The sequence below is a fragment of the Microbispora sp. H10949 genome (assembly GCF_014161435.1).
Classification (GTDB): Bacteria; Actinomycetota; Actinomycetes; order Streptosporangiales; family Streptosporangiaceae; genus Microbispora; species Microbispora triticiradicis.
On the sequence record NZ_JABBWZ010000008.1, the window covers coordinates 432,406 to 454,387 of the forward strand.

The window sequence follows — 21,982 nt, forward strand, 5'->3', positions numbered from 1 at the left end:
ACATCCCCCCATGCGCACAATCTTCGCCACCGTGGCGCTGCTGGCCGCGGCCGCCGGCGCCCTCTCCGGATGCTCCGTCTCCGCGGGCGCCGACGACGGCAAGGAGACCGTGGTCGTCGGATATCAGTCGAAGACCATCAACACGGTGACGGCCGGGACGCTGCTGCGCGGCCTCGGCTACTTCGAGAAGCGCCTCGGCGGCAGGTACCGGGTCGAGTGGCAGGACTACGACACCGGCGCCCCGATCACCGCCAAGATGGTGGCCGGGAAGATCGACATCGGGTCGATGGGCGACTACCCGCTCCTCATCAACGCCTCCCGCACCCAGGGCGTGTCCGCCGCCCGGACCCGGCTCGTGTCGGCGACCGGCTACAACCTGCGCGGCGGGCTCAACTCGGTGGTGGTCGCCCCGTCGTCGAAGGCGCGCACGCTGGCCGACCTGAAGGGCGGGAAGGTGTCGGCCAGCTCCGGGTCGGCGGGCCACGGCACGCTCGTCCAGGCGCTGGAGCGGGCCGGGCTCGACCCCGCCACCGACGTGGAGGTCGTGAACCAGCAGCCGCCGGTGGGCGCCTCCGCGCTGCAGTCGGGCAACGTGCAGGGATACGCCCAGTTCGTGGCGTGGCCGGGACTGCTCGTCTTCAAGAACCAGGCCCGGCTCGTGTACGACGGGTCGGCGCTCGACGTGCCGACGTTCCACGGCGTCGTGGTGCGGGAGGCGTACGCGAAGGAGCGGCCCGACGTGCTCCAGGCGTTCCTGCAGGCGCAGATCGACGCCACGAAGTACCTCCACGAGCACCCCGTCGAGGCCGCCGAGGCGGTCGCGAAGGCGACCGGGCTCCCGGCCGAGGTGGTCTACCTCTACAACGGGCGCGACGGCATCGCCACCTTCGACGTCACGCTGAAGTCCCGGCTCCTCGCCGCGCTGGACCACGACCAGAAGTACCTGAAGTCCATCGGCACCGACTTCAAGGGCGTCGACGTGGCGAAGTTCGCCGACGACTCCTATGTCCGGAAGGCGTACGGCGCCTCCTACGACGCCGACGCCGCGGGCACCGTCAACGCGGCGCGCATCACCGGGACCGACGCCGCCTGCGGCACCACGGCCGGCGACCCCGCGAAGGCGGGCGAGCTGTGGCTGACGGGGGAGGACACGCTCCGTCCCGCGGCCACGCCGACCTGCCTGCTGCGGCAGATCGCCGCCGCCACCTCGGGCGGCGGGTCCGTACGGGCGGCGTACGTGCCGGACGCGGCCACGGGCACGCACTGGTTCGCGGACCGGTCCGTCTGGGTGCGCGATCCCGCCGCGGACGAGAACGAGAGGTTCAAGCCCTTCACCACCCGCGACGGCGCGGAGGCGTTCGTGAAGGAGCACCCCCGGGCGGCGGTCGTCGGCTACGACGAGGCGCTGAAGGCCGCGGCGGGAGGTGCGTCGCGGTGAGCACCCCGGCGCCGGCCGCGTCTCTCGCTCCGCAGTCCCCGGCATCGGAGCCCTCGGCATCGGGCTCCCCGGCGTCGGAGCCCCCGGCTTCCGGTGCCGTCCCGGCGGCGCGGCCGGGACGGCGCGTACGCGGCCGGGCGACGGCGGCCGGGCTGCGCAGATGGGCGGTGCGGCTGGGATCCCTGGTGGTCGTCGTCGCGCTGTGGCAGTGGCTGACGACCGCCGACGTCCGCGCCGGGCTGCGGTTCGACCGGCTGCCCTCGCCCGTCGAGGTCGCGACGGAGTTCAGCCGGCAACTCTCCGGAGGGCTCTACTACCTCGACCTGGCCCAGAGCATGATCCGCATCCTCACCGGGTTCGCGCTGGCGTCGGTGGCCGGCATCGCCCTGGGAGTGCTGGTCGCGCGGTCCCGGTGGGCGGCCGACGTGCTGCTGCCGCCCGTCGAGGTCGTCCGGCCGATCCCGGCGATCGCCCTCGTCCCGATCGCGATCCTGGTGTTCCCCACCGACGAGCAGGGCATCGTGTTCATCACGTTCGCCGCGGCGTTCTTCCCGATCATGGTGAGCACCCGGCACGCCGTACGGGCGCTGCCCACGCTGTGGGAGGACGCGGTCCGCACCATGGGCGGCGGGCGCGCGCACGTGCTGTGGCACGTCGTGCTCCCCGGCACGCTGCCGGGCGTCTTCGGCGGGCTGTCGGTCGGCATGGGCGTCGCCTGGATCTGCGTGATCTCCGCCGAGATGATCTCCGGCGAGTTCGGCGTCGGCTACCGGACGTGGCACGCGTACACGGTGGTCGACTACCCGGCGGTGCTCGTCGGCATGGCGTCGATCGGGGTGCTCGGGTGGCTGACCTCCGCCTCGATCGAACTGCTCGGCCGGCGCCTCACCCGATGGCTGCCCCGTGCCGAACAGAGGGCCGAAGAGAGGACCGAACAGAGGGCCGAAGAGAGGACCGGAGAGAAGGCGGAGGAGAGGACCGACGTGCGGGCCGGAGACCGGGAAACCCACGAGCAGGCGACCTTCGAGCAGGCGGCCTTCGAGCAGGAAGCCGGCCAGGGCGTCGAGGAGGCCGCCCGATGAGTGCCACGGTCGCGCCCGCCCTGGAGACGGGGCTCGCCATCCGGCTGGAGGGCGTGTCCCTCGGCTACGGGCGGCACGCCGTACTGGAGGATCTTCACCTCGACGTGGCCCCCGGCGAGGTCCTGGTGATCGTGGGGCCGTCCGGTTCGGGCAAGTCCACGATCCTGCGGGCCGTCGCCGGGCTGCTGACCCCGCGGGCCGGCCGGGTCCTGGCCCAGGGCCTCCCGGTCACCGGGCCGTCGCCCGACCGCGCGATGGTCTTCCAGGACGACGCGCTGCTGCCCTGGCGCACGGTCCGGCGCAACGTGGAACTGCCGCTGCGCATCCGTGGCGTGCCGAGGCGGGAGCGCGGACCGGCCGCCGAGAGCTGGATCGCCCGGGTCGGCCTCGCCGGCTGGGAGGACCGGCTGCCCCGGGAGCTGTCCGGCGGCATGCGGCAGCGCGTGCAGCTCGCCAGGTCCCTGGCCGCCGCGCCGCGCGCCGTGCTCATGGACGAGCCCTTCGGCGCGCTGGACGCGCAGACCCGGGGTGAGATGCAGCGCCTGCTGCTGGACGTGCTCCGCGACACGGCCGCCACGGTCGTCTTCGTCACCCACGACGTGGACGAGGCCCTGCTGCTCGCCGACCGGGTCGTCGTGCTCGGGCGTGGCGGCATCGGACGCGTCCTGCCCGTGCCCGGCCCGCGCACCCCTGAGACCGACCGTGCCGGGCTGCGCGCCCGGATCATCGAGGAGCTGTGATGGACATCCCTTCCCCGGCAGACCGCCTGCATCTGGAATGCCAGGTTCTGGTGGTGGGCGGCGGCACCGCGGGGACCATGGCCGCGATCACCGCCGCCGAGCGCGGCGCCGACGTGATCCTGCTGGAAAAGGCGCACGTACGGCACAGCGGCGCGCTCGCGATGGGCATGGACGGCGTGAACAACGCGGTCATCCCCGGCAAGGCCACCCCCGAGGACTACGTCGCAGAGATCACCAGGGCCAACGATGGGGTGGTCAACCAGCGCACCGTCCACCAGACGGCGACGCGCGGCTACGACATGGTGCGGCGGCTGGAGCGCTACGGCGTGAAGTTCGAGAAGAACGAGCACGGCGACTACGCGGTGCGCCGGGTCCACCGGTCGGGCAGCTACGTCCTGCCCATGCCGGAGGGCAAGGACGTCAAGAAGGTCCTCTACCGGGTGCTGCGCCGTCGCGACATCCGCGAGAAGGTGCGCATCGAGAACCGGGTGATGCCGGTCCGCGTGCTCACGAGCGAGGGCCGGGCCGTCGGCGTGGCCGGGTTCGACACCCGCTCCGGCCGGTTCGTTACGGTCTCCGCCGGAGCCGTGATCCTCGCGACCGGCGCGTGTGGTCGGCTCGGCCTGCCCGCCAGCGGCTACCTGTACGGCACGTACGAGAACCCGACCAACGCCGGGGACGGGTACGCGATGGCCTACCACGCGGGCGCCGAGCTCAGCGGCATCGAGTGCTTCCAGATCAACCCGCTGATCAAGGACTACAACGGCCCGGCCTGCGCCTACGTGGCCAACCCGTTCGGGGGCTACCAGGTCAACGCCGAGGGGGAGCGGTTCGTCGACTGCGACTACTGGTCGGGCCAGATGATGGCCGAGGTGGCCGGGGAGATCGCCTCGGCGCGCGGCCCGATCTACCTCAAGACCACCCACCTGCCGGACGAGACGCTCACCGCGCTGGAGAACATCCTGCACACCACCGAGCGGCCCACCAGGGGCACCTTCCACGCCGGGCGCGGGCACGACTACCGCACCCACGACGTGGAGATGCACATCTCCGAGATCGGCCTGTGCGGCGGGCACTCGGCCTCGGGCGTGTGGGTGGACGAGAACGGCGCGACCACCGTCCCCGGCCTGTACGCCGCGGGCGACCTGGCCTGCGTGCCGCACAACTACATGATCGGCGCGTTCGTCTTCGGGGACCTCGCCGGGGCGCACGCCGCCGAGCACCACCGTACGGCCGGCGGCCTGCCGGAGGACCAGATCACCGCCGCGCACGAACTGATCTACCGCCCGCTGCGCAACCCCGACGGCCCGCCGCAGCCGCAGGTCGAGTACAAACTGCGGAGGTTCGTCAACGACTACGTCGCCCCGCCGAAGACCGGCAGGAAGCTCGGCCTCGCGCTGGAGACGTTCGAGCGGATGCGCGACGAGATCGCGGCGATGGGCGCGCGGACCCCGCACGAGCTGATGCGGTGCGCGGAGGTGTCGTTCATCAGGGACTGCGCCGAGATGGCCGCGCGGTCCTCGCTGGTCCGCACCGAGAGCAGGTGGGGTCTCTACCACGACCGCGCCGACCTGCCCGAGCGGAACGACGACGAGTGGCTCTACCACCTCAACCTGCGCAGGAACGCCGCCGGGGCGATGGAGTTCGTCAAGCGCCCGGTCGAGCCGTACCTCGTGCCGGTCGAGGGCTTCACGCCCCGCCCGGCCGAGCCGGTCGTCGTCGGCGCGTACGGCGCGCCCCGTTCGGTGCGGCGCGGCGGGGGCGGCCGGCTCGCGGTGGAGGCGATCGGGCGCTCGCCCCGCATCCTCGAACTGCTGCGGCTCGCCGACGGCGAGCCCACGCTCGACCAGATCACCCCCTACCTGGCGGAGGCCGACCCGAAGGTCCGCAGGGCGGCCGTCGCCACGCTGACCGAGACCACGCCCCCGGGCGTGGAGACCGCGCTGGCCCAGGCCCTCGCCGACCAGCACGGCACCGTACGGCGGGCCGCCGCCACCGGCCTGCGGGAACTCGTCGAGGTGCTGCCCGCGACCCCCGCCTTCGGCGCCTCCCTCCGCGCGGTGGCCGGTTACGGGGCGAGTCCCGGTGACGCGGGCCAGGCGGGAGTGAGTCACAGCGGGGCGGGGGAGACGGCGGGCGGGGCCGGCGCGGCGGCTGGGGACCCGATCGTCCGCGCGGCCGTCCTGGACGTCCTGCGGGCGTTGCGCCTCGGCGACGCCGGCGTGTTCGGGGCGGCGCTCACCGACCCCGACTCCCGGGTGCGGATCGAGGCGGTCAGGGGCCTGGTCTCGCTCGACGACGCAGGGCGGGTGGCGCTCGCCGCCGGGGACGAGGACCGCGAGGTGCGCGTCTGGGCGGCCAGGGGGCTCGGGAGCATCGGCCTGCCCGGCGGCGCCCCGGCCGTCGTACGGCTCGCCGCCGACCCCGATCCGCTCGTGCGGGCGGCCGCGCTTGAGGCGTCCGCCGGGCTCGGCCCGGCTCTCTACCGCGAGCCCGGAGCCCGCTCCGACACCGGCTTCGATACCGTCTCCGGCTTCGGTGAGACGGCCGTACGGGCTCTGGCGGATCCGGCCTGGGAGGTGAGAGTGGGCGCGGCCCGCGGGCTGGCGGCCGCCGATCCCGGCATGGCCGCGGGACCGTTGGTGGCGGCGCTCGCCGACCCGCACCTCGACGTGCGTAAGGCCGCGGTCCTCTCGCTGTCGCCCTGGGCGGCGCGGCGGGACGTGGCCGCCGCCCTGCGTGGCGCGCTCGGCGACTCCGACGCCGACGTCCGCGCGTACGCCCGCAGAGCGCTGGAGACCGCCGCCCCGGCCGGAGCGGCCGGGGTCCCGGCGGGAGTCTGATCCGCCGCCGCCGGGGGCGAGGCCGGCCCGCCCGGAGGCGTCGGCTCCCCGGCGGCGGTTCAGGAGCCTGGCGGTTCCGGGAGGGCGGTCCGGGAGCGCGGCGGCTCGCTGTCAGGAGGGCGCGTGCCCCCCGCCGGTGGCGGGCAGTCCCGCCGCCCGCCAGGCCACGAATCCGCCGACGACGTCGGTGGAGCGGGTCAGCCCGAGGTCGTGGAGCGACGCGGCGGCCAGGCTCGACGTGTAGCCCTCGGAACAGATCACGATGACCTCCACGTCGTATCCGGTCGCCTCCGGCAGCCGGGCGTCCTGGGCGGGGTCGAAGCGCCACTCCAGGACGTTGCGTTCGACGATCAGCGCGCCGGGCACCTCGCCCTCCGCCGCCCGCTGGGCCGCGGGCCGGATGTCGACGAGCAGGGCGCCCTCGCGGACCCTGCCGTACGCCTCCTGGGGGGTGAGCCTCCGCAGGCGGCGCCGGCTGTCGGCGAGGATCTCGTCGATGCTCCGGGCGCCCGGAGGGCGGACCGGCGCCGCCGCGCCCGTCACCACTGCTCCGCACCTTCCTCGGCGACCTTGGTCAGCCGGCCGTCGGTGAGGTCGTAGCGGCTCATGGTGGACAGCGGGGGCGAGTAGACGTGCACGCTGACCGCGGGAGCGGTCGAGACGTTGCGCACCTCGTGCACGTAGTCGGGCCCGAACTCACGCGCGTCACCGGCGTGGAGATCCCGTTCGACGGTCACGTCGTGTTCGCGCAGGCTGCCGAGGGCGACGGCGAAGGCCCCCCGCGAGCCGCCGTGGTCGTGGAACCCGGTCGACTGACCGGGCAGCCAGCTGATCAGCCAGATCTCGTGGTCGTCGTCGCCGTGCAGCCGCTCGTACCAGCGGCCGTCGGTGCTGAGCCGTACGCGCTGGATCCATTCGTCGGGGGAGGTGGCCAGCGCGTGGGCGATGCCGGCCAGCCGGGTGCGGGTGAGGGTGGGTGCGTTCGCGGTCATTCCATGCTCCTGGTCGTGCGGTTCCGATACCTCTGCTCACGCGGGTGCGGACGCCGTACAGAGAGCACTCGCCTGCCTGCGGAGATCTACGGGCAGGTTCGACCAGTGGAGAGGCTCCAGGTGCATGGGCCAAGGATGCGGTAGAAATACCCACTAAGTCAACCTGGAAAGCGGGGTATAGGGGGTGCGGCGGCTCCCGGCGGGCGGGCAGGCATAGGGGAGCGGGAAAGGGGCAGGTGGGCCCAGGTTGCCGAAGTGAGGCCCCGGAACGAACCCCCGAAGCGAGTCACAGCTTCCCGAAGCGAAAGGTGACGGCGTTGACCACTACCGAAGACCGCGATGTCATCGACCTGCTGCTGGCGCAGCACGAGCAGATCAAGGGCCTGTTCGCCGGGATCGTCGTGGCGGACGGCGATCGCAAGGGCGACCTGTTCAACGACCTCGTGCGGCTGCTGGCCGTACACGAGAGCGCGGAGGAGCAGGTCGTGCACCCCGCCGCGCGCTCGTCGGCGGGCGACGAGGTCGTCGAGGCCCGTCTGCACGAGGAGAGCGAGGCCAAGCACGCCCTCTCCGACCTGTACGACCTCGGCGTGGAGCATCCCGAGTTCGACGCCAGGCTCGCCATGCTGGAGAAGGCGGTCGTCGAGCACGCCACCCACGAGGAGCAGGAGGAGTTCCCCCGCCTGCGCCAGGAGCTGTCCGCGGAGCGGCTGCGCCGGATGGCCGGCGCCGTACGGGCGGCCGAGGCGATCTCACCGACCCGGCCGCACCCGGGCGCCGGGGAGTCCGCGACCGTGAACATGCTGGCCGGCCCGCCGGTGGCGGTGTTCGACAAGATCCGCGACGCGGTGCGCGACTGGCGGCAGTCGAACAAGGACTGACGGAGACGACGTAGGCGAGCACCTCCCGGCGCGGGTCTGCGCCGGGGTGGGTCCCGCCCGGCGCCACCCGCCCGGCGGGGCCGGGCGGGCACCGGTTCACGCGACGGCGCGTCATCCGTCCGGCAGCAGCGAGGCGAGGAAGTCCTGCGTCTTGGAGTCCACCGAGTAGACAGCGGTGCCGACCATGCCGCGGGTGAGCAGCACCTTGTAGGTGTTGCGGATCAGCCGGTCGGCCTGTTCGTCGGTGACGGTCTTCTTCAGCAACGCCGGGTCCTTGCTGGCCGCGCGTACGGTGACCAGGCGCCCGTCACGGTAGACGAGGTCGGGCCCGAAGACGACCCCGTTCCAGTCGTACTCGAAGCCCTGGGCGGTGTACACGCAGCCGACCTGCTCGAAACCGCCGGGCAGGGTGGCCCACAGCGCGCTGGGAGGAGCGTCCCCGACGGCGCGGTCGCCCTTGACGTTCCAGGGTTTGGCCCAGTCGTCGACCTGCACGTCGGATACCAGGCGGTCGCCGTCCGGATCACTCCACCGCCAGCAGTAACCGGCCGTGATCCGCGCGGAGTAGCCGGCGTTCAGCCTGCCGCGCAGCAGTCCCTCCAGCTCGTACGGCGAGTCGGCGAGGGTGACCTCGAAGTCGGCGTCATCGGTCCACGCGCCGGGATCCTCGCCGTTGAGGCCGAGCAGCCGCAGCACCCACTCCTCGTACGCGCGACTGCCGCCGCAGCGGAACTGGGCGTCCAGATCCACCTGGTGGACGGCCAGGCCGAGGGACCGCGCGTGCGCCCTGATGTCGGCGACGGTGCCGGTCTCGCCCGGCCGTACCACCTGATGTTCGTCCAGGAGGAAGACGGGAACGCGGGCCGCGGCCATGAGTTCGTCGAGCTGGGGCCGCCCCGTCCGCTCGGTGGCCCTGGTGAAGCGGCTGGCGGAGGTCTCGCGGACCCGGTGGGCTTCGTCGCAGATCAGCACGTCGAGGTCGTTCGGCCTGGCGGCCGTGAAGTTGTTGAAGTATTTGAACATCGCCTTCGTCCGTGTGGAGCCCCTGGCCACGTGGCGGCGCATGGTCTCCGTGAAGGACCGCGACCCGGTGGCGTGCTGTGCCGGGTAGCCGCGCTCGGCCAGCTCGCCGAGCAGTGACAGGGCGATGACGCTCTTGCCGGAGCCGGAGCCGGGGCCGCCGGTGACGATCACGACCTGCTTGGAGTCGGCCGCCCTCGCCTTCTCCACCGCGTGCAGCACGAGCCCGTACGCCAGGCGCTGCCGGTCCAGCAGGACGAACTGGTCGCGATCCTTGATCTCGGCCGCGGCCACCTTCAGCAACTGCTTGGACGGCCGGACCGCGGACGACAGCAGCCTGTCCGCGGCGGCGGCGCCCGGCTCGGGTGCGAACTGGGCGCGGAGGTAGTCGATGAACCGGCCTCGGCGGCTCTGACTGAACAACCGGGTCCACTCGTCCTCCACTCGATCGTAGAGGTCGTGGATGTCCAGGTCGTTTGCGTTGTGCAGGTAGGCGACACCGCGCACCGCGTGGGCGGTGTTCCAGGGCGCCGACGAAGTCGGCCAGGTAGTCGCAGTAGCCGCGCACCTGCAGGACCGGATGAAGCTTGAGCTGGTCGCCCATTCCGGGGACGATGACGAGGTCGGCGTCGTCCTCGTACAGTTCGGCCTGGCTCCACTGCTTGAGCTCCACGATGACGTACGCGTCGTCGCCGCTGTGCCGGTCCACGCCGGCCAGGATACGTCGGCCCGCTTGCTGGTCAGCGGTAATCGGTACTCCAGGAGCATCTCGACGCCGCCGAGCCCGGCCTCGACCAGATCGCGGGCGAGGACGGGCAGGCTTCGATCCCAGGACCTCCGCTCGCTCCTGCCGGGGCTGATGCCTTGGGTGTGGTGAAGCTGTTCGGCGATCACCTCGCTGAGCACCCTTTCCGGTACCGACGCGAGTTGGAGCAGGCCTTCCGCGGAATGCCGGACAACCGCCACGGACGTACCCCCAGGCAGCACGAAGAATTCGTGCGGTATGGGGGCGTGTCCGCTCTCACGTGAGCAACGGAAGCCCGTCGGGCCGCATCACCAGGACGTCCAGAAGATTACAACGATCCACCGGCACGCAACCCGGCGAGGACGGACGCGAACGCGAGGTCCGGCACCGGGTACGTGTCGTGGTCGTCGAGGAAGGCCGCCGCCTGGACGCGGTCCGGTCGCTTCGTGAAGGTCCCGACGAGGGTGCGCGGGCCCACCGCGGCCGGTGCGGCGTTCAAGGCATCCGGCCCGCCGCTCTTTCGGATTCCGCTACATCCGCGCCGGCGGCGGACCCGGCCGCTACTTGCCGTGCGGGTCGGACGCGTTGAGCCTCGTCACGACCTGGTCGTAGTCGCCGCGCGCCTCGCCGTACCGCAGGAACTTCACCCGCTCGACCTGGATCTCCTTCGCGTCGGGCTGCGTCTCGAACAGCTCGACGACCTCCGCCACGAACTCGTCGAGCGGCATCGCCGCCTCGCTGTCCTCCTGGCCCGGCAGCAGCGAGGTGCGGACGGACGGCGGTTCGAGTTCGACGACCTTCACGCTCGTGTCGGCGAGCTGCAGCCGGATCGACTCGCTGAGCATGTGGACGGCGGCCTTCGACGCGTTGTAACTCGGGGTGACCTTGAGCGGCGCGAACGCCAGGCCCGAGGAGACGGTCACGATGGTGGCGTCCGGCTGCGCCCGCAGATGCTCGACGAACGCGGCGATCAGGCGGATCGTGCCGAGCAGGTTGGTCGTGATGACCGACTCGGCGGAGGCGAGGAACGACTCGGGCCGGTGCCAGTCCTCGACGCGCATGATCCCGGCCATCGTGACGAGCACGTTGAGATCCGGATACCTCGCCAGCACGTCCTTCGCGGCGGCCTCGATGCTCCCGGCGTCGGCGGCGTCGATCTGTACGGTGCCGATGCCGGGATGCTCGGCGGCGATGCGCTCCAGCAGGTCGGCCCGCCGTCCGCCGACGATGACCGTGTTCCCCCTGTCGTGCAGCGCGACGGCGAGCGCGAGTCCGATCCCGCTGGTGGAGCCGGGGATGAATATGGTGTTTCCCGAGATGTTCATGCTCACATTCTCGGCGCCGGGCCGTCACGGGTGCAGAGAGCGCTTATCGGGGGATCGGCGATCCCTGGCAGCCGGTCACCGGCTCGCGGACGCCGGGCGGATACTGAGCGCATGGACCGCGCCGGACTCGCCGACTTCCTCCGCCGACGCCGTGAGGCCCTGCGTCCGGAGGACGTGGGGCTCGCCGCCGGCGCCCGCCGCCGTACGCCCGGACTGCGGCGTGAGGAGGTCGCGGCGCTCGCCGCGATGTCCAACGACTACTACACGCGGCTTGAGCAGCAGCGCGGACCGCAGCCCAGCGAGCAGATGCTCGCCTCGCTCGCCCGGGCGCTGCGGCTGACGGGCGACGAGCGCGACTACCTCTTCCGGATCGCGGGGCACAACGCTCCCGCGAGGGCCTCCGCCGCGACGCACGTCGTCCCCGCGCTGCTGCGGGTGCTCGACCGCCTCAGCGACACCCCTGCGCTCATCCTGTCCAACCTGGGCGAGACGCTGGTGCAGAACCGGATGGCCGACGCGCTGTTCGGCGACAGGTCCGGCTACACGGGCCTCGCCCGCAGCGAGGTCTACCGGTGGTTCACCGATCCCTCGGAGCGGCTGCGCTATCCCGAGGACGACCGTGACCGGCACAGCCGGGCCCAGGTGGCGAACCTGCGTGTCGCGTACGGGACGATGGGGGAGCAGTCCCGGGCGGGTGAGCTGGTACGGGCCCTGCGCAAGGCGAGCGCCGAGTTCGCCGAGCTGTGGGACCGGCACGAGGTCGCCAAGCGCTTCGAGGACCACAAGACGCTCATCCATCCCGAGCTCGGCCCGATCGAACTGGACTGCCAGGTGCTGTTCACCGAGGACCAGTCCCAGGCGCTGCTCGTGCTCACCGCCCCTCCGCGCACCGAGGGCTACGAGAAGCTGCGGCTGCTCGCCGTGCTGGGGCAGGAGCGCTTCACCGAGCCGTCGCCGTACGAACTGCCTTAGGTCGCCCGCTCCATCGGCTGGGGCGCCTGATCTTGTCCTGCGCATCCTGCAGAAGGCCGGGTAGTTGGCGGCCTTCGCTGGGTGCGGTTCCAGCTTTACCCTGCCACATCGAGCGGGCGAGTCATCGGGGCCGGCTCGTTTTCGTGACATGCGGTCGCTGCCGGGATCGGTCCCTCGGCCGCTTCGAGCAGCCGCAGTGCGGAGACGGCTGCGTCCGGCTCGGCATGACCGTCATGGCCAGAGGCCCGTCAGTTCGAGCGCATGCTCGGGCGAGGTGGCATGCCGTACGCCTGGGACGGGATCGCCGTGCTGGTCCAGGAGTCGCCACCCTCCTAGCTGGACAACGGGGGCTCGGCCGTGCCGCATGGCGAGGGCGAGCTCCGAGAGAGTCCCCCAGGAACCGCCGATCACGATCACGGCATCCCCCGAGTTGACGATGATGTTGTTGCGTGCCTCGCCGGCCCCGGTGGGGATCACGATGCTCAGGTCGGGGTTGGCGTGCTCGCGGTCAGGACGGGACAGGATGCCGACGACGGTCCCGCCGGCGGAGCGCGCTCCCGCCGCTACCGCGGCCATCACTCCGGTGTAGCCGCCGCAGATCACCACCGCGCCGCGCTCGGCCAGAAGCCTGCCGATCTCCTGTGCGTTGCGCTCGTCCTCGGCCGTGCAGTCGCGGGGCCCGCACACCGCTACTTGAATCGCCACTCCGCGAGCATGTCATTCGATCCGAGCCAGCGGCCAGGGACTACCGCCCGGCGGGACGTGGACCACCGTTATCCGGTCACCTGAGCCGCGCGCCTGCCGGAAGCCCTTATCACGACAGGAGGGCCACGCGGGTCGGCCCTGAGGTCCGGGCGCACACCCAGGGGTCGCCGAAGCCACCACGCAATCCGGATAAGCGACCGACTTAATCGATGGGATGACGAGAGGCGAGGTTTTAGGTCAAGATTGCTTTGTCCGTATGTCGGCCAGTGGAGGTAGGGGCGTGCGCGTTGCACGGATAGCGGTGGCGGCTTTCCTGGTCGGCGGAGTGGTTTCGAGCTGCGGCACCGGTCCGACCCTGCAGGCGGCGAGTGCGGAGCTCCAGAAAGACATGCAACGCCTGGAGGCTGACGACGTCTTCAAAAACCCTCTCAAGAAGCTACGTATTGTGGATCGCCCGGACAAGGACTTGCCCTGTGACAAGGGTAAGTTTCAGCGGGTGCTACGGGCGACGGCTGACGAGGAACGTAAAACCCCAGACGTAGATGGCCACCTAGACCTTGCTCAAAGGTTGATGGAGAACACATTGTCCCGTGTACTTCACTACAAGATGACATATGACCTCACCCAGACGGACTGGAAGGATGCGCGGGTGATCGAGGGTAGGAAGGACGTCCCCGGCATTACGGTCAGGGTGATCGTGGTTCCGGAATCGCCCACGTGGCGCTTGGTCGCGGAGACTGATTGTCTTTCGCGTTCATAAGGGCGTCATCCCCAAACCCTGATGAGTTCCTTTGCGTGATCGTTAACGATGATGCGTGAGGAGTTCTCCAACTTGTCGTCGAATTTCTTGTTGGAGTCCATCCATCGTTCGTATGGAGTCAGCTTCGTTTGGAGGATGCTCTCCCAGTTGCTCCCGGTACGGGTCGCTTCCCTTTTTGCCTCCGCCATAAGCTCATCGAATGTCTTGAGATCACCAGTTCTCGCACTGGTTATTTCGCTTGGCGCTTTTTCCGCTGGATAGCCGGCATCGTGTAGCAGGTATGCCATGTCGTATTTCTGGCGTAGGGTGAAGTTGGCGCGAGCCTCGGTCAGTGCTTGAACGCGGGTTTCGAAGCTGGCGGCCCAGTCGTCCAGCAAGCTGCTTGCGGCGTATGTTTTCGTCAGCGTCCAGCCTGTCTCGATGAGACCGCTCACTACGGGGATCTGGTCGATGCCCAGGCCTATGGTGTTTTTGCTGAGATCCCGGATCAGATTGTCTGTAGTGTCCTTTTCGCCCCTAACCTCAAGCGCCGCCTTGAACTCGAGGCCGCCGAGATCGCCGAACATCTGCGCTCCACGTCGGAACCAATCTTTGTCTCTCTTGGCATCCAGGCGAGCAGTGGCCATGAGAATGTCGTAGCGGAATTGCGCTGCTGTCTTGTCGAAGTCTTCGGTCAGTGACTCCTCGCCGGTGAACGTCTGCAGGAAGCGGTAGGTGTCCCCAGGGCTGAGATAGAAGGCGGGGGTGACGCCGGGGATCGGCAGCCACTCATCGGGTACGGCCATCCCCGATTTCCTATAGATGGCCTTGTCGAAGCGGGCGCCGGAGGCGAGTTCGTGGATGTATGACTTGGCGATAGAGGTCATAGAGTCCCGTGCGGCGTTTGGGAGGTCCTTGCCGAAGGAACCTGCTGCGAGCATCGCGTCCAGGGTGAAGGCGGCGGCCTCCGCCGAGTGCTTGCCCAGCTTCTCTGTTGCGGCCTCGCTGCCCGCCTCCATGGCCCGGCCGAAGGCGTCCGCGACGTCGTCCCCAGCGCCGGTCGACTTGGCGTAGGCAAGGAACTGCTTCATCTTCTCGACTTGGGTGAGCTTGACTCCATCGCCACCCATCTGGGCGAAGGCGGCCCGTGCGGCCTTGCCGTCACCGGCGAGAAGCCCCAGGGCGAGGGCGACAGTGTCGGGGGAGTAGCCGTAGGTGTCGGTCTCGTTCACGCCGGCGCCGCGCCAGTCCTGGCGGGGGTTTTTCGTGAAGTCGTCGAGCGCCAGGGTGCGGGCCGCGGAGACCCGCACGTCCGTCGGCGCTTCAGCCCCGGCGAGCAGCGCGAGCCGGTTCCAGGCGACCACCCGGTTCGCGGGCGTGCTCAGCAGTTCTGCCTTCACCTTTTCGAACGCCGGGATGCGGCCGGGGGCGTGCAGGGCGGCGCCCAGGGCGGCGCTGAACGCGGCCAGGTCGGCCTTGGCGGTCGGGCTGCCGGTGTTCATCAGGAGGTCGGGCAGCGCGTCGCGCACTTCGGCGGGCAACGTGGCGAAGAACGCCGCCGCCGCGGCGGGGTCCTTGGCCAGTGCGGCGATCTCCTTGATGTGCTGATGGACGAGGTCACCCTTCGTCTCGACGGTGAAGTCGGGGTTCGCAAGGAGGCCGGTGCCGTACATGAGGCCCAGGCCGTGGCCGGTCGCGAAGCTGTCCAGTGCGTCCGGCAGGCGGGCGAAGGTGTGGTCGCCCGTTCCGTTCAGCGCCTTGATCAGTTCGGCCCGCTCCGAGAGCTTGGGCACCTGGCCTCTGCCCCAGTCGGCGATGGCGGTGACCTGCGTGAGGGGAGCGGTGCTCACCCCGTTCGCCCGGAACAGCCCCTCGAAGTCGGCGGAGAAGGCGGTGAGCCGGTCGGCGGCCCGGCGGAGGTCGGCCGCCATCGCGTTCATCGCCGCCGGATCGATGCCGCAGAAGTCGCCGCTGGGAGATGTCATCGCGTCCTTCCTGGCGGGGCGGTCACAGCGTTCAGGGGCGCCCGGTCAGCCGGTGCCGGATGAGCTCGGCCTGGGAGCGGGTCACCATCGCCGGATGCCGGTGCAGTTCGTCCTCGATCGCGTGGGTCATCTGCCGTACGAGCTGGGCCAGGCGGTGATGCCGATCCGCCACCTCGCCTGTCCATTTCGCGGCGGTCGGTCCTGTCCAGACTTTGGCTGACTGCATCGCGGCATAAATGCCGTGATATGCTTGCCCGACCTCGTGGGCGCGGCTCTGCACTTCCCTGAGGAGCTCCACCAATTGCGCGTGGCGAGGGTTGGGCACCATCTCTTCCGCCACGCCGTCCCCCGTTCCGCCTGCCCCTCGCCCCCGCTTCGCATTCGATGTCAAAGGTAGACATCGTCCTATAGCCTCGGCAACCGCACTCTCCGGACATCCAACCGGCGATTCATTTCGGGTTGCCCGATATGTTCGCCGGAGTGGAGAAGATAAGTTCATCCCTCACGAACTTATCTCCGTCTCGGCAACGTCGCCAGGGAAACAAGCATTGAATTGGGGTGACAGCCGCGAGCACACGTGCGTCGGCGACGATCACCTCAGCGGCCACCGGCCGAAAGCCGGTCAGCAGCCGGGGTACTTGCCGGACGCCGCGCGGCCTCCACCGGACTGGCCGCCGAACTGGTCCGCGAAGTCGTCGGCGAGCTCGGTGATGACCTCCCGGCCTTCGAGCCGGGACAGCCACCGCTCGGGAAGGGCCGCCTCGCCGTGCCGGGCGCCGAGCAGGTTGCCGCAGACGGAGCCGGTGGAGTCGCTGTCGCCGGAGTGGTTGACCGCGAGCAGCAGCCCTCGCTCCACGTCGTCGTCGCTCACCAGGGCGCAGTAGACGGCGATGGCGAGCGCCTCCTCGGCCACCCAGGCGCCGCCGAGCGACTCCACCGTCTCGGGTGACGGCTTCGCCGCGTCCGCCAGGGCGACCGCGGCCTGGAGGGCGGTGGTGGTCTCCTCGTGCGCGGGCTTGTCCCGCAGGATATCGAGGGTGTGGTGTACGGCCTCCATCGGCGGCCTGCCCTCGACCAGGAAGAAGACGATCGCCGCGAAGGCCCCCGCCGCCAGGTAGCCGGTCGGGTGTCCGTGCGTGATCTGGGCGCATCTGGCCGCGAGATCGAAGGCCGCGTACGGGTCGCGGGCGGCCAGCCCGAACGGCGCCGAGCGCATCACCGTGCCGCAGCCCTTCGACCGGGGGTTGACCGGCCCGGGTTCGCCGGGAGCGGCGGCCGGACCGGGCGCGACGCGCAGTCCGGACAGACAGGCGTTTCCGGGCGCGCGACGGGAGTACAGCCAGGCCTGCTCGCGAAGCCGGCCGGTGCGGACGAGACCGTCCGCCGGCGGCGGGGAGCGGTGCTCCTGAGTGTCGAGCCAGCGCAGGTAGGCGTTGCGGACGACGTCGGTCTCGCTGCCGATGCCTCTCTCGCGTACGCGGACGTCGGCGCGGATCAGCCCTTCGGCGGTGAACAACGTCATCTGGGTGTCGTCGGTGATCAGCCCGACCTTGCCCCGCCAGTCGGGGGTGAAGTCGACCAGGCCCGCGCTGCCGTGGTCGCGCTGGATGACCGCCAGAGGGTCGAACTCGACGGGCGCGCCGAGGGCGTCGCCGATCGCCCCGCCGAGCAGGCAGCCGCGAACCCTCGCCCGGAACGACATTCCACCTGTCTCGGCATCACTCACAACGACAATCCCCTTTCGCCCGCCTGGGCTTCTATTGGGTCTTGCCGGGCATTCCACCACAGCGGTCCCGCGCACTCATCTTGAGGGTGCAGCGTCGAAGGCGATTTCAGGTTGTATGACCGAAATCAGCTCTTTTCTCCGGCTGACGGTGCCGCGAGACTGAGGAGTCATGAGCTTCGACATCGGACGCGTCCGTGCCCTCTATCCCGCCCTGTCCGACGGCTCCGCCTGGCTCGACGCGGCGGCGGGCACCCAGGTGCCCCAGCCCGTGATCGACGCCATCGTGGCGGCCTACTCGGCCGGCATCGGCAACACGCACGGGGCGTTCGCGGCCAGCGCGCGATCCGACGCCATCGTCGCCGAGGCCCGGCGGGCCGTCGCCGACCTCGTCGGCGGCGATCCCGGCGGCGTCGTCCTCGGCCCGAACATGACCACCCTCACCTACCGGTTCGCGTACGCCCTGTCCAAGGAGTGGGGCCCGGGGGACGAGATCGTGCTGTCCCGGCTGGACCACGACGCGAACGTCCGGCCCTGGGCGCAGGCGGCCGAGCGCGCCGGCGCCCGGGTCCGCTGGGCGTCGATCGAGGTGCCGAGCGGTGAACTGCCCGCGGACCAGTACGGCGAGCTCGTCGGCGAACGGACGAGGCTGGTGGCGGTGACCGCGGCGAGCAACATCCTGGGGACCATCCCCGAAGTGCGGAGGATCGCCGACCTGGTGCACGCCGCCGGGGCCCTGACGTACGTGGACGGCGTGCACGCCACCCCGCACACGCCGGTCGACATGGTCGCGCTGGGCGCCGACTTCTACGCGACCAGCGCGTACAAGTGGTCGGGCCCGCACGTCGGGGCCGTCGTGGCGCGTCCGGACCTGCTGGAGCGCCTGCGGCCCGACAAGCTCGCCTCCGCTCCGGACGACGTGCCCGACCGGTTCGAGACGGGGACGGCGCCCTTCGCCGACCTCGCGGGGGTCGCCGCCGCGGTCGACCACCTCGCCGGCCTGGACCCGGAGGCCACCGGCACCCGGCGGCAGCGGCTGCGCGTCTCCATGGCGGCGGTCGAGGCCCATGAGCAGGCCGGGCTGGCCCATCTGCTGGAGGGGTTGTCGGCCCTGCCCGGGGTGACGCTGATCGGGTCACCCCGGCGCCGCACCGCCACGGTCTACTTCACGGTGGACGGACACACTCCCCGTGAGGTCGCCGAGCATCTGGCCGCCTGCCGCGTCAACGTGTGGGACGGGCACTGCTACGCCTGGGAGCCCGCCCTGGCCCTCGGCATCCGCGACCGGGGCTCCGCCGTACGCGCCGGTCTCGTCCACTACAACGACCGCTCGGACGTGGACCGGCTGCTGGAGGCGCTGACAAGCCTGCCGGGCGGGCGGAAGTAGGACGGGAAAACGGCCGGAGGCCGCGGCACGGCTGGTGAGCCGTGCCGCGGCCTCCGGGTGGTGACGGTGACCGGTGACCGGGGCGGGATCAGCCGCCGATGGCCACGGCGAAGATGTGCATGGTCGCGACGTTGGTCGCCGCCCGTGCGCTGATGTTGGGCAGGTCGACGCGGGAGATCTCCTTGTTCTGCAGCGGCACGCCGACGTAGTAGATGGTCGCGGCGGTGTTCTGCCGCTGGTTGTTCGGCCGGTTCTGGTAGGGGGCCACGACGGCCGCGTCGCCCTCGGGCCTCGGCGCGCCGTACCAGTCGGGCGAGCTGAGGGTGAAGGTCTGCCTCGTGCCGTCCTTGTAGACGATGGTGGCCGGTCCGGACACCGCGCCGTAGGTCCCGGTCAGCAGGAAGCCGAGCGTCTTGCCGGTGCCGGTGATCTTTAGGGACTGTCCCGAGGCGATGGCGTTGTCAGGGGTGCCCACCGGGACGTTGGGCCACTTGAAGTTCACCCCGTTCTTGGCGACGGTGGCCCCGGGGGTGACCCCGACCGACGCCAGCGCCTGCGCGGAGATGCTGGCTCCTCCGGTGCCGTCGAAGCCTCCGGGAGCGGTGTTGTTGTCGTCGGTGATGCCGACGTTGCTGAACAGCTCCTCCAGCGGCTTCTCGCCGCCGCTCCACACCCGCACCGTGGCCTGCGTGGACGCGGTCCAGTCCTCGCCCGCCTGGGTGCCGCTCACCACCGCGGTGAGGACCGCGGTGCCGCTCGCCGCGCCGGCGGCGGGCGTGACGGTGAACTGCACGGTGGCCTTCGCGTACGGCGCCAGGGGCCCCACCTCGGCCTGCGCGGGGGTGACGGTCCACCCCTCCGGCGCCTGGAGCGTCACGGTCGCATTGGGCGCGATCGGCATGTCGACCGCCTTGACGGTGACCTTGACCTTTCCTCCCTGTCCCGGGCTCACCTCGACGGGCGCGGTCATCGTGATCTTCTGCAGGGCGACCGCCTGGTACGTGTGGCGGGCCTGCGCGTTGATCTCGATGGCGTCGGGCTCGACCCTCTTGTACTGGGCCGTGCCGCCGCCGGTGGTGTCGAGGAGCTTGAAGCGGCCCGCGAAGATGTCGCCGCGAAGCTTGACCACGCCCTCGCGGTCCGGCCTGACGCGGTAGTCGTCGGCCTGGCCCTCGCTCCACTCCACGCTGACGGTGTGGCCGCCGCGGCCCCGCAGACCCTTGACCCGCCCGTTCGCCCAGGCGGGCGGCAGCGCGGGCAGCAGGTGCAGCTCGCCGGCGTGGCTCTGCAGCAGCATCTCGGCGATGCCGGACGTGGCGCCGAAGTTGCCGTCGATCTGGAACGGTGGGTGCAGGTCGAACATGTTCGGCGCGAGCCGGGCCGGCGTCACGAGGAGGCGGACCAGGTCGTGCGCCCGCTTGCCCTCCTCCAGCCGGGCCCAGTAGTTGATCTTCCAGGCCAGGGACCAGCCGGTGCCGTCGTCGCCGCGCAGTTCGAGCGTCCGCCGCGCCGCGGTGTAGAGCTCCGGAGTGCCGCGCTTGGTGATCTGGTGGCTGGGGTGCAGGCCGTACAGGTGCGAGACGTGCCGGTGGTTCCGCTCGGTCTCGATCCAGTCGTACAGCCACTCCTGGATGTTGCCGCGCGAACCGATCTTCATCGGAGGGAGCCGGTCCCGGGCGGCCAGGACCTGGTCCCGGAAGCTCGCGTCCACGCCGAGCACCTCGCTGGCCTCGGCGCAGCCGGTGAACAGGTCACGCAGGATCTGGTTGTCCATGGTCGGGCCGGCGGCGACGCTGACGTTCGGGTGGTGCGGCAGCTCGGGCGAGTTCGACGGGTTCGTGACCAGATACCCGAGCTTCGGCTCCTCGACGAGGGTGTCGAGGAAGAACTGCGCCGAGCCCTTCATCGCCGGGTAGTTCTTCCGCAGGAACTCGACGTCGCCGGTGAAGAGGTAGTGCTCCCAGATCATGGTGGACAGCCACGCGCCGCCGGTCTGCCACATGCCCCAGAGCGCGCCGTCGACGACCGAGGTCGCCCGCCACGCGTCGGTGTTGTGGTGGGTGACCCAGCCGCCGGCTCCGTACTGCACCTCGGCGGTGCGGGCGCCGGTCTCGGTGAGGTCCTTGATCATGGAGAACACCGGCTCATAGCACTCCGACAGGTTCGTCGTGTCGGCGGGCCAGTAGTTCATCGGCAGGTTGGCGTTGATGGTGTACTTCGAGTCCCACTGCGGGCTCAGCGAGTCGTTCCAGATGCCCTGCAGGTTGGCCGGTTGCGTCCCGGGACGCGAGCAGCTGATCAGCAGGTAGCGGCCGAACTGGAACAGCAGCGCGGAGAACTGCGGGTCGTCGACGGCTCCGTGCTGGGCGATCCGGACATCGGTCGGCTGGTCGGCCGCGTCGGTGCGGTCCAGTTCGAGCGTCGTCCGCTTGAACAGGCCCTGGTAGTCGGCGACGTGCCGGCTGCGCAGCTGGTCGTACGGCGTCTGCTGGGCGGCCTCGAGGTGCTGCCGGGCGATGCCCTGGTAGTCGCCGCTGACGTCCTTGTAGCTCACGTAGCTGGTGCCGATGGAGATCAGCAGCGTCACGCTGTCCGCGGCGGCGACTTGGAGCGTTCCGCCGGTGCTGGTGACGGCGCCGCCCTCGGCGACGACCTTGGCCAGGGCCAGGAACTTGACCTGGCCGGGGATGCCCTCGAAGGTGCCCGAGACGCCGTCGAGCGCCACCGTGGTGCTGTCCGGGCTGGTGCGGGTGGTCGTGCGCTGGGGGGTGTCGAAGGTCGCGCTGAACGTGATCGAGCCCGGCTTGTCGGCGGTCAGGCGGATGACGATGACCTGGTCGGGCGCGCTGGCGAAGACCTCGCGCTTGTACCGCACGCCGTTCAGCAGGTAGTTGACGGAGGTGACGGCGGTGGTGAGGTCGAGCTGGCGGTTGTACTCCGTGAACCCGCTGGTGCTGGGGAAGGTCAGCCTGATGTTGCCGACCGTCTGGTAGGCGAGCTGGCCCGCGGGCTTGCCCAGCATGTTCTGGTCGATCAGGGTCTGGGCCTGGCTCCACTGGTCCGCGAAGACCAGGCGCTGGATCTCCGGCAGCGCCGCCGCGCCCTTGGGGTTGCTCTGGTCGTACGGTCCGCCGCCCCAGACGGTGTCCTCGTTGAGCTGGAGCCGCTCGACGTCGACGTTGCCGAACACCATGGCGCCGAGGCGCCCGTTGCCGATCGGAAGGGCGCGGAGCCAGTCCGTGCCGGCGCCCCGGTCGTACCACAGGGCCATGTCGTTGGCGGCGCGTACCTCCGGGGGTGCCAACGATCCGGCGCGGGCGACCGCTGTCCACTGCATCGGCAGCATCAGAGCTCCTGCTCCGACCGTGCCGATCTTCATCAATTGCCTTCGCGTCAGGTCTGGCA

The 21,982-nt window shown here is 70.7% G+C and carries 18 protein-coding genes; 8 read left to right on the forward strand and 10 right to left on the reverse strand.

What is annotated here, in order from left to right; all coding sequences use genetic code 11:
- Positions 1-10 precede the first annotated feature (10 nt).
- From HHX40_RS22845 to HHX40_RS22860, 4 genes are read left to right on the forward strand one after another with little or no spacing between them, the layout of a single operon-like run.
- Entirely contained in the window at positions 11-1,438 is a 1,428-nt protein-coding gene (locus HHX40_RS22845; protein WP_182882236.1) for an ABC transporter substrate-binding protein, read from the forward strand.
- Entirely contained in the window at positions 1,435-2,520 is a 1,086-nt protein-coding gene (locus HHX40_RS22850) for an ABC transporter permease (RefSeq protein ID WP_310738230.1), read from the forward strand. The genes HHX40_RS22845 and HHX40_RS22850 overlap by 4 nt, the downstream gene beginning before the upstream one ends.
- Positions 2,517-3,260, forward strand: coding sequence for an ABC transporter ATP-binding protein (locus HHX40_RS22855; RefSeq protein WP_182882237.1), 744 nt, complete (start codon positions 2,517-2,519; stop codon positions 3,258-3,260). Before HHX40_RS22850 ends, HHX40_RS22855 begins: the two co-directional genes overlap by 4 nt.
- On the forward strand, positions 3,260-6,103 hold the full coding sequence (locus tag HHX40_RS22860) for a fumarate reductase/succinate dehydrogenase flavoprotein subunit (RefSeq protein WP_182882238.1): 2,844 nt from the start codon (positions 3,260-3,262) through the stop codon (positions 6,101-6,103). Before HHX40_RS22855 ends, HHX40_RS22860 begins: the two co-directional genes overlap by 1 nt.
- A 111-nt stretch (positions 6,104-6,214) precedes the next feature.
- Here the strand turns inward: HHX40_RS22860 and HHX40_RS22865 are convergent, their stop codons facing one another.
- Positions 6,215-6,649: a rhodanese-like domain-containing protein gene (locus tag HHX40_RS22865; RefSeq protein ID WP_396788194.1), complete on the reverse strand. Its 435-nt coding sequence runs from the start codon at positions 6,647-6,649 to the stop codon at positions 6,215-6,217.
- Entirely contained in the window at positions 6,643-7,095 is a 453-nt protein-coding gene (locus tag HHX40_RS22870) for a cysteine dioxygenase (protein ID WP_182877547.1), read from the reverse strand. Before HHX40_RS22870 ends, HHX40_RS22865 begins: the two co-directional genes overlap by 7 nt.
- Positions 7,096-7,412: 317 nt before the next feature.
- Here HHX40_RS22870 and HHX40_RS22875 point away from each other — a divergent pair, with 317 nt between their 5' ends.
- On the forward strand, positions 7,413-7,976 hold the full coding sequence (locus HHX40_RS22875) for a hemerythrin domain-containing protein (protein ID WP_182882239.1): 564 nt from the start codon (positions 7,413-7,415) through the stop codon (positions 7,974-7,976).
- A gap of 111 nt (positions 7,977-8,087) precedes the next feature.
- Here the strand turns inward: HHX40_RS22875 and HHX40_RS22880 are convergent, their stop codons facing one another.
- The 3 genes from HHX40_RS22880 to HHX40_RS22890 form a co-directional block, all read right to left on the reverse strand.
- Positions 8,088-9,503, reverse strand: coding sequence for a DUF2075 domain-containing protein (locus HHX40_RS22880; protein WP_310738231.1), 1,416 nt, complete (start codon positions 9,501-9,503; stop codon positions 8,088-8,090).
- A gap of 566 nt (positions 9,504-10,069) precedes the next feature.
- Entirely contained in the window at positions 10,070-10,240 is a 171-nt protein-coding gene (locus HHX40_RS22885; protein ID WP_182882240.1) for a hypothetical protein, read from the reverse strand.
- 61 nt (positions 10,241-10,301) lie between these two features.
- Complete coding sequence (locus HHX40_RS22890; protein WP_182882241.1) at positions 10,302-11,066, reverse strand: SDR family oxidoreductase; 765 nt, start codon at positions 11,064-11,066, stop codon at positions 10,302-10,304.
- 111 nt (positions 11,067-11,177) lie between these two features.
- Here HHX40_RS22890 and HHX40_RS22895 point away from each other — a divergent pair, with 111 nt between their 5' ends.
- Positions 11,178-12,038, forward strand: a complete 861-nt coding sequence (locus tag HHX40_RS22895) for a helix-turn-helix transcriptional regulator (protein ID WP_138462984.1) — start codon at positions 11,178-11,180, stop codon at positions 12,036-12,038.
- Between the two features lie 231 nt (positions 12,039-12,269).
- On the opposite strand, the gene HHX40_RS22900 is transcribed toward HHX40_RS22895, so the two are convergent.
- Positions 12,270-12,743 (reverse strand): TIGR00725 family protein, encoded by a 474-nt coding sequence (locus HHX40_RS22900; RefSeq protein ID WP_182882242.1) that lies wholly within the window; start codon positions 12,741-12,743, stop codon positions 12,270-12,272.
- Between the two features lie 280 nt (positions 12,744-13,023).
- Here HHX40_RS22900 and HHX40_RS22905 point away from each other — a divergent pair, with 280 nt between their 5' ends.
- A complete protein-coding gene (locus tag HHX40_RS22905) occupies positions 13,024-13,503 on the forward strand; it encodes a hypothetical protein (protein WP_182882243.1) in 480 nt (159 codons plus the stop codon).
- 5 nt (positions 13,504-13,508) lie between these two features.
- Here the strand turns inward: HHX40_RS22905 and HHX40_RS22910 are convergent, their stop codons facing one another.
- The 3 genes from HHX40_RS22910 to HHX40_RS22920 all read right to left on the reverse strand — a co-directional run bounded on the left by HHX40_RS22910 (position 13,509) and on the right by HHX40_RS22920 (position 17,193).
- A complete protein-coding gene (locus tag HHX40_RS22910) occupies positions 13,509-15,467 on the reverse strand; it encodes a hypothetical protein (protein ID WP_182882244.1) in 1,959 nt (652 codons plus the stop codon).
- Between the two features lie 31 nt (positions 15,468-15,498).
- Positions 15,499-15,639 carry a hypothetical protein gene (locus HHX40_RS22915; protein WP_182882245.1) on the reverse strand — a complete coding sequence of 47 codons (141 nt, stop codon included), beginning with the start codon at positions 15,637-15,639 and terminating at the stop codon, positions 15,499-15,501.
- A 450-nt stretch (positions 15,640-16,089) separates the two neighbouring features.
- Positions 16,090-17,193: an ADP-ribosylglycohydrolase family protein gene (locus HHX40_RS22920; protein WP_310738232.1), complete on the reverse strand. Its 1,104-nt coding sequence runs from the start codon at positions 17,191-17,193 to the stop codon at positions 16,090-16,092.
- Positions 17,194-17,362: 169 nt separating this feature from the next.
- Here HHX40_RS22920 and HHX40_RS22925 point away from each other — a divergent pair, with 169 nt between their 5' ends.
- Positions 17,363-18,577: a cysteine desulfurase-like protein gene (locus HHX40_RS22925; RefSeq protein WP_182882246.1), complete on the forward strand. Its 1,215-nt coding sequence runs from the start codon at positions 17,363-17,365 to the stop codon at positions 18,575-18,577.
- Positions 18,578-18,665: 88 nt separating this feature from the next.
- Here the strand turns inward: HHX40_RS22925 and HHX40_RS22930 are convergent, their stop codons facing one another.
- Complete coding sequence (locus tag HHX40_RS22930; RefSeq protein ID WP_259403834.1) at positions 18,666-21,923, reverse strand: glycosyl hydrolase family 95 catalytic domain-containing protein; 3,258 nt, start codon at positions 21,921-21,923, stop codon at positions 18,666-18,668.
- Positions 21,924-21,982: the final 59 nt, after the last annotated feature.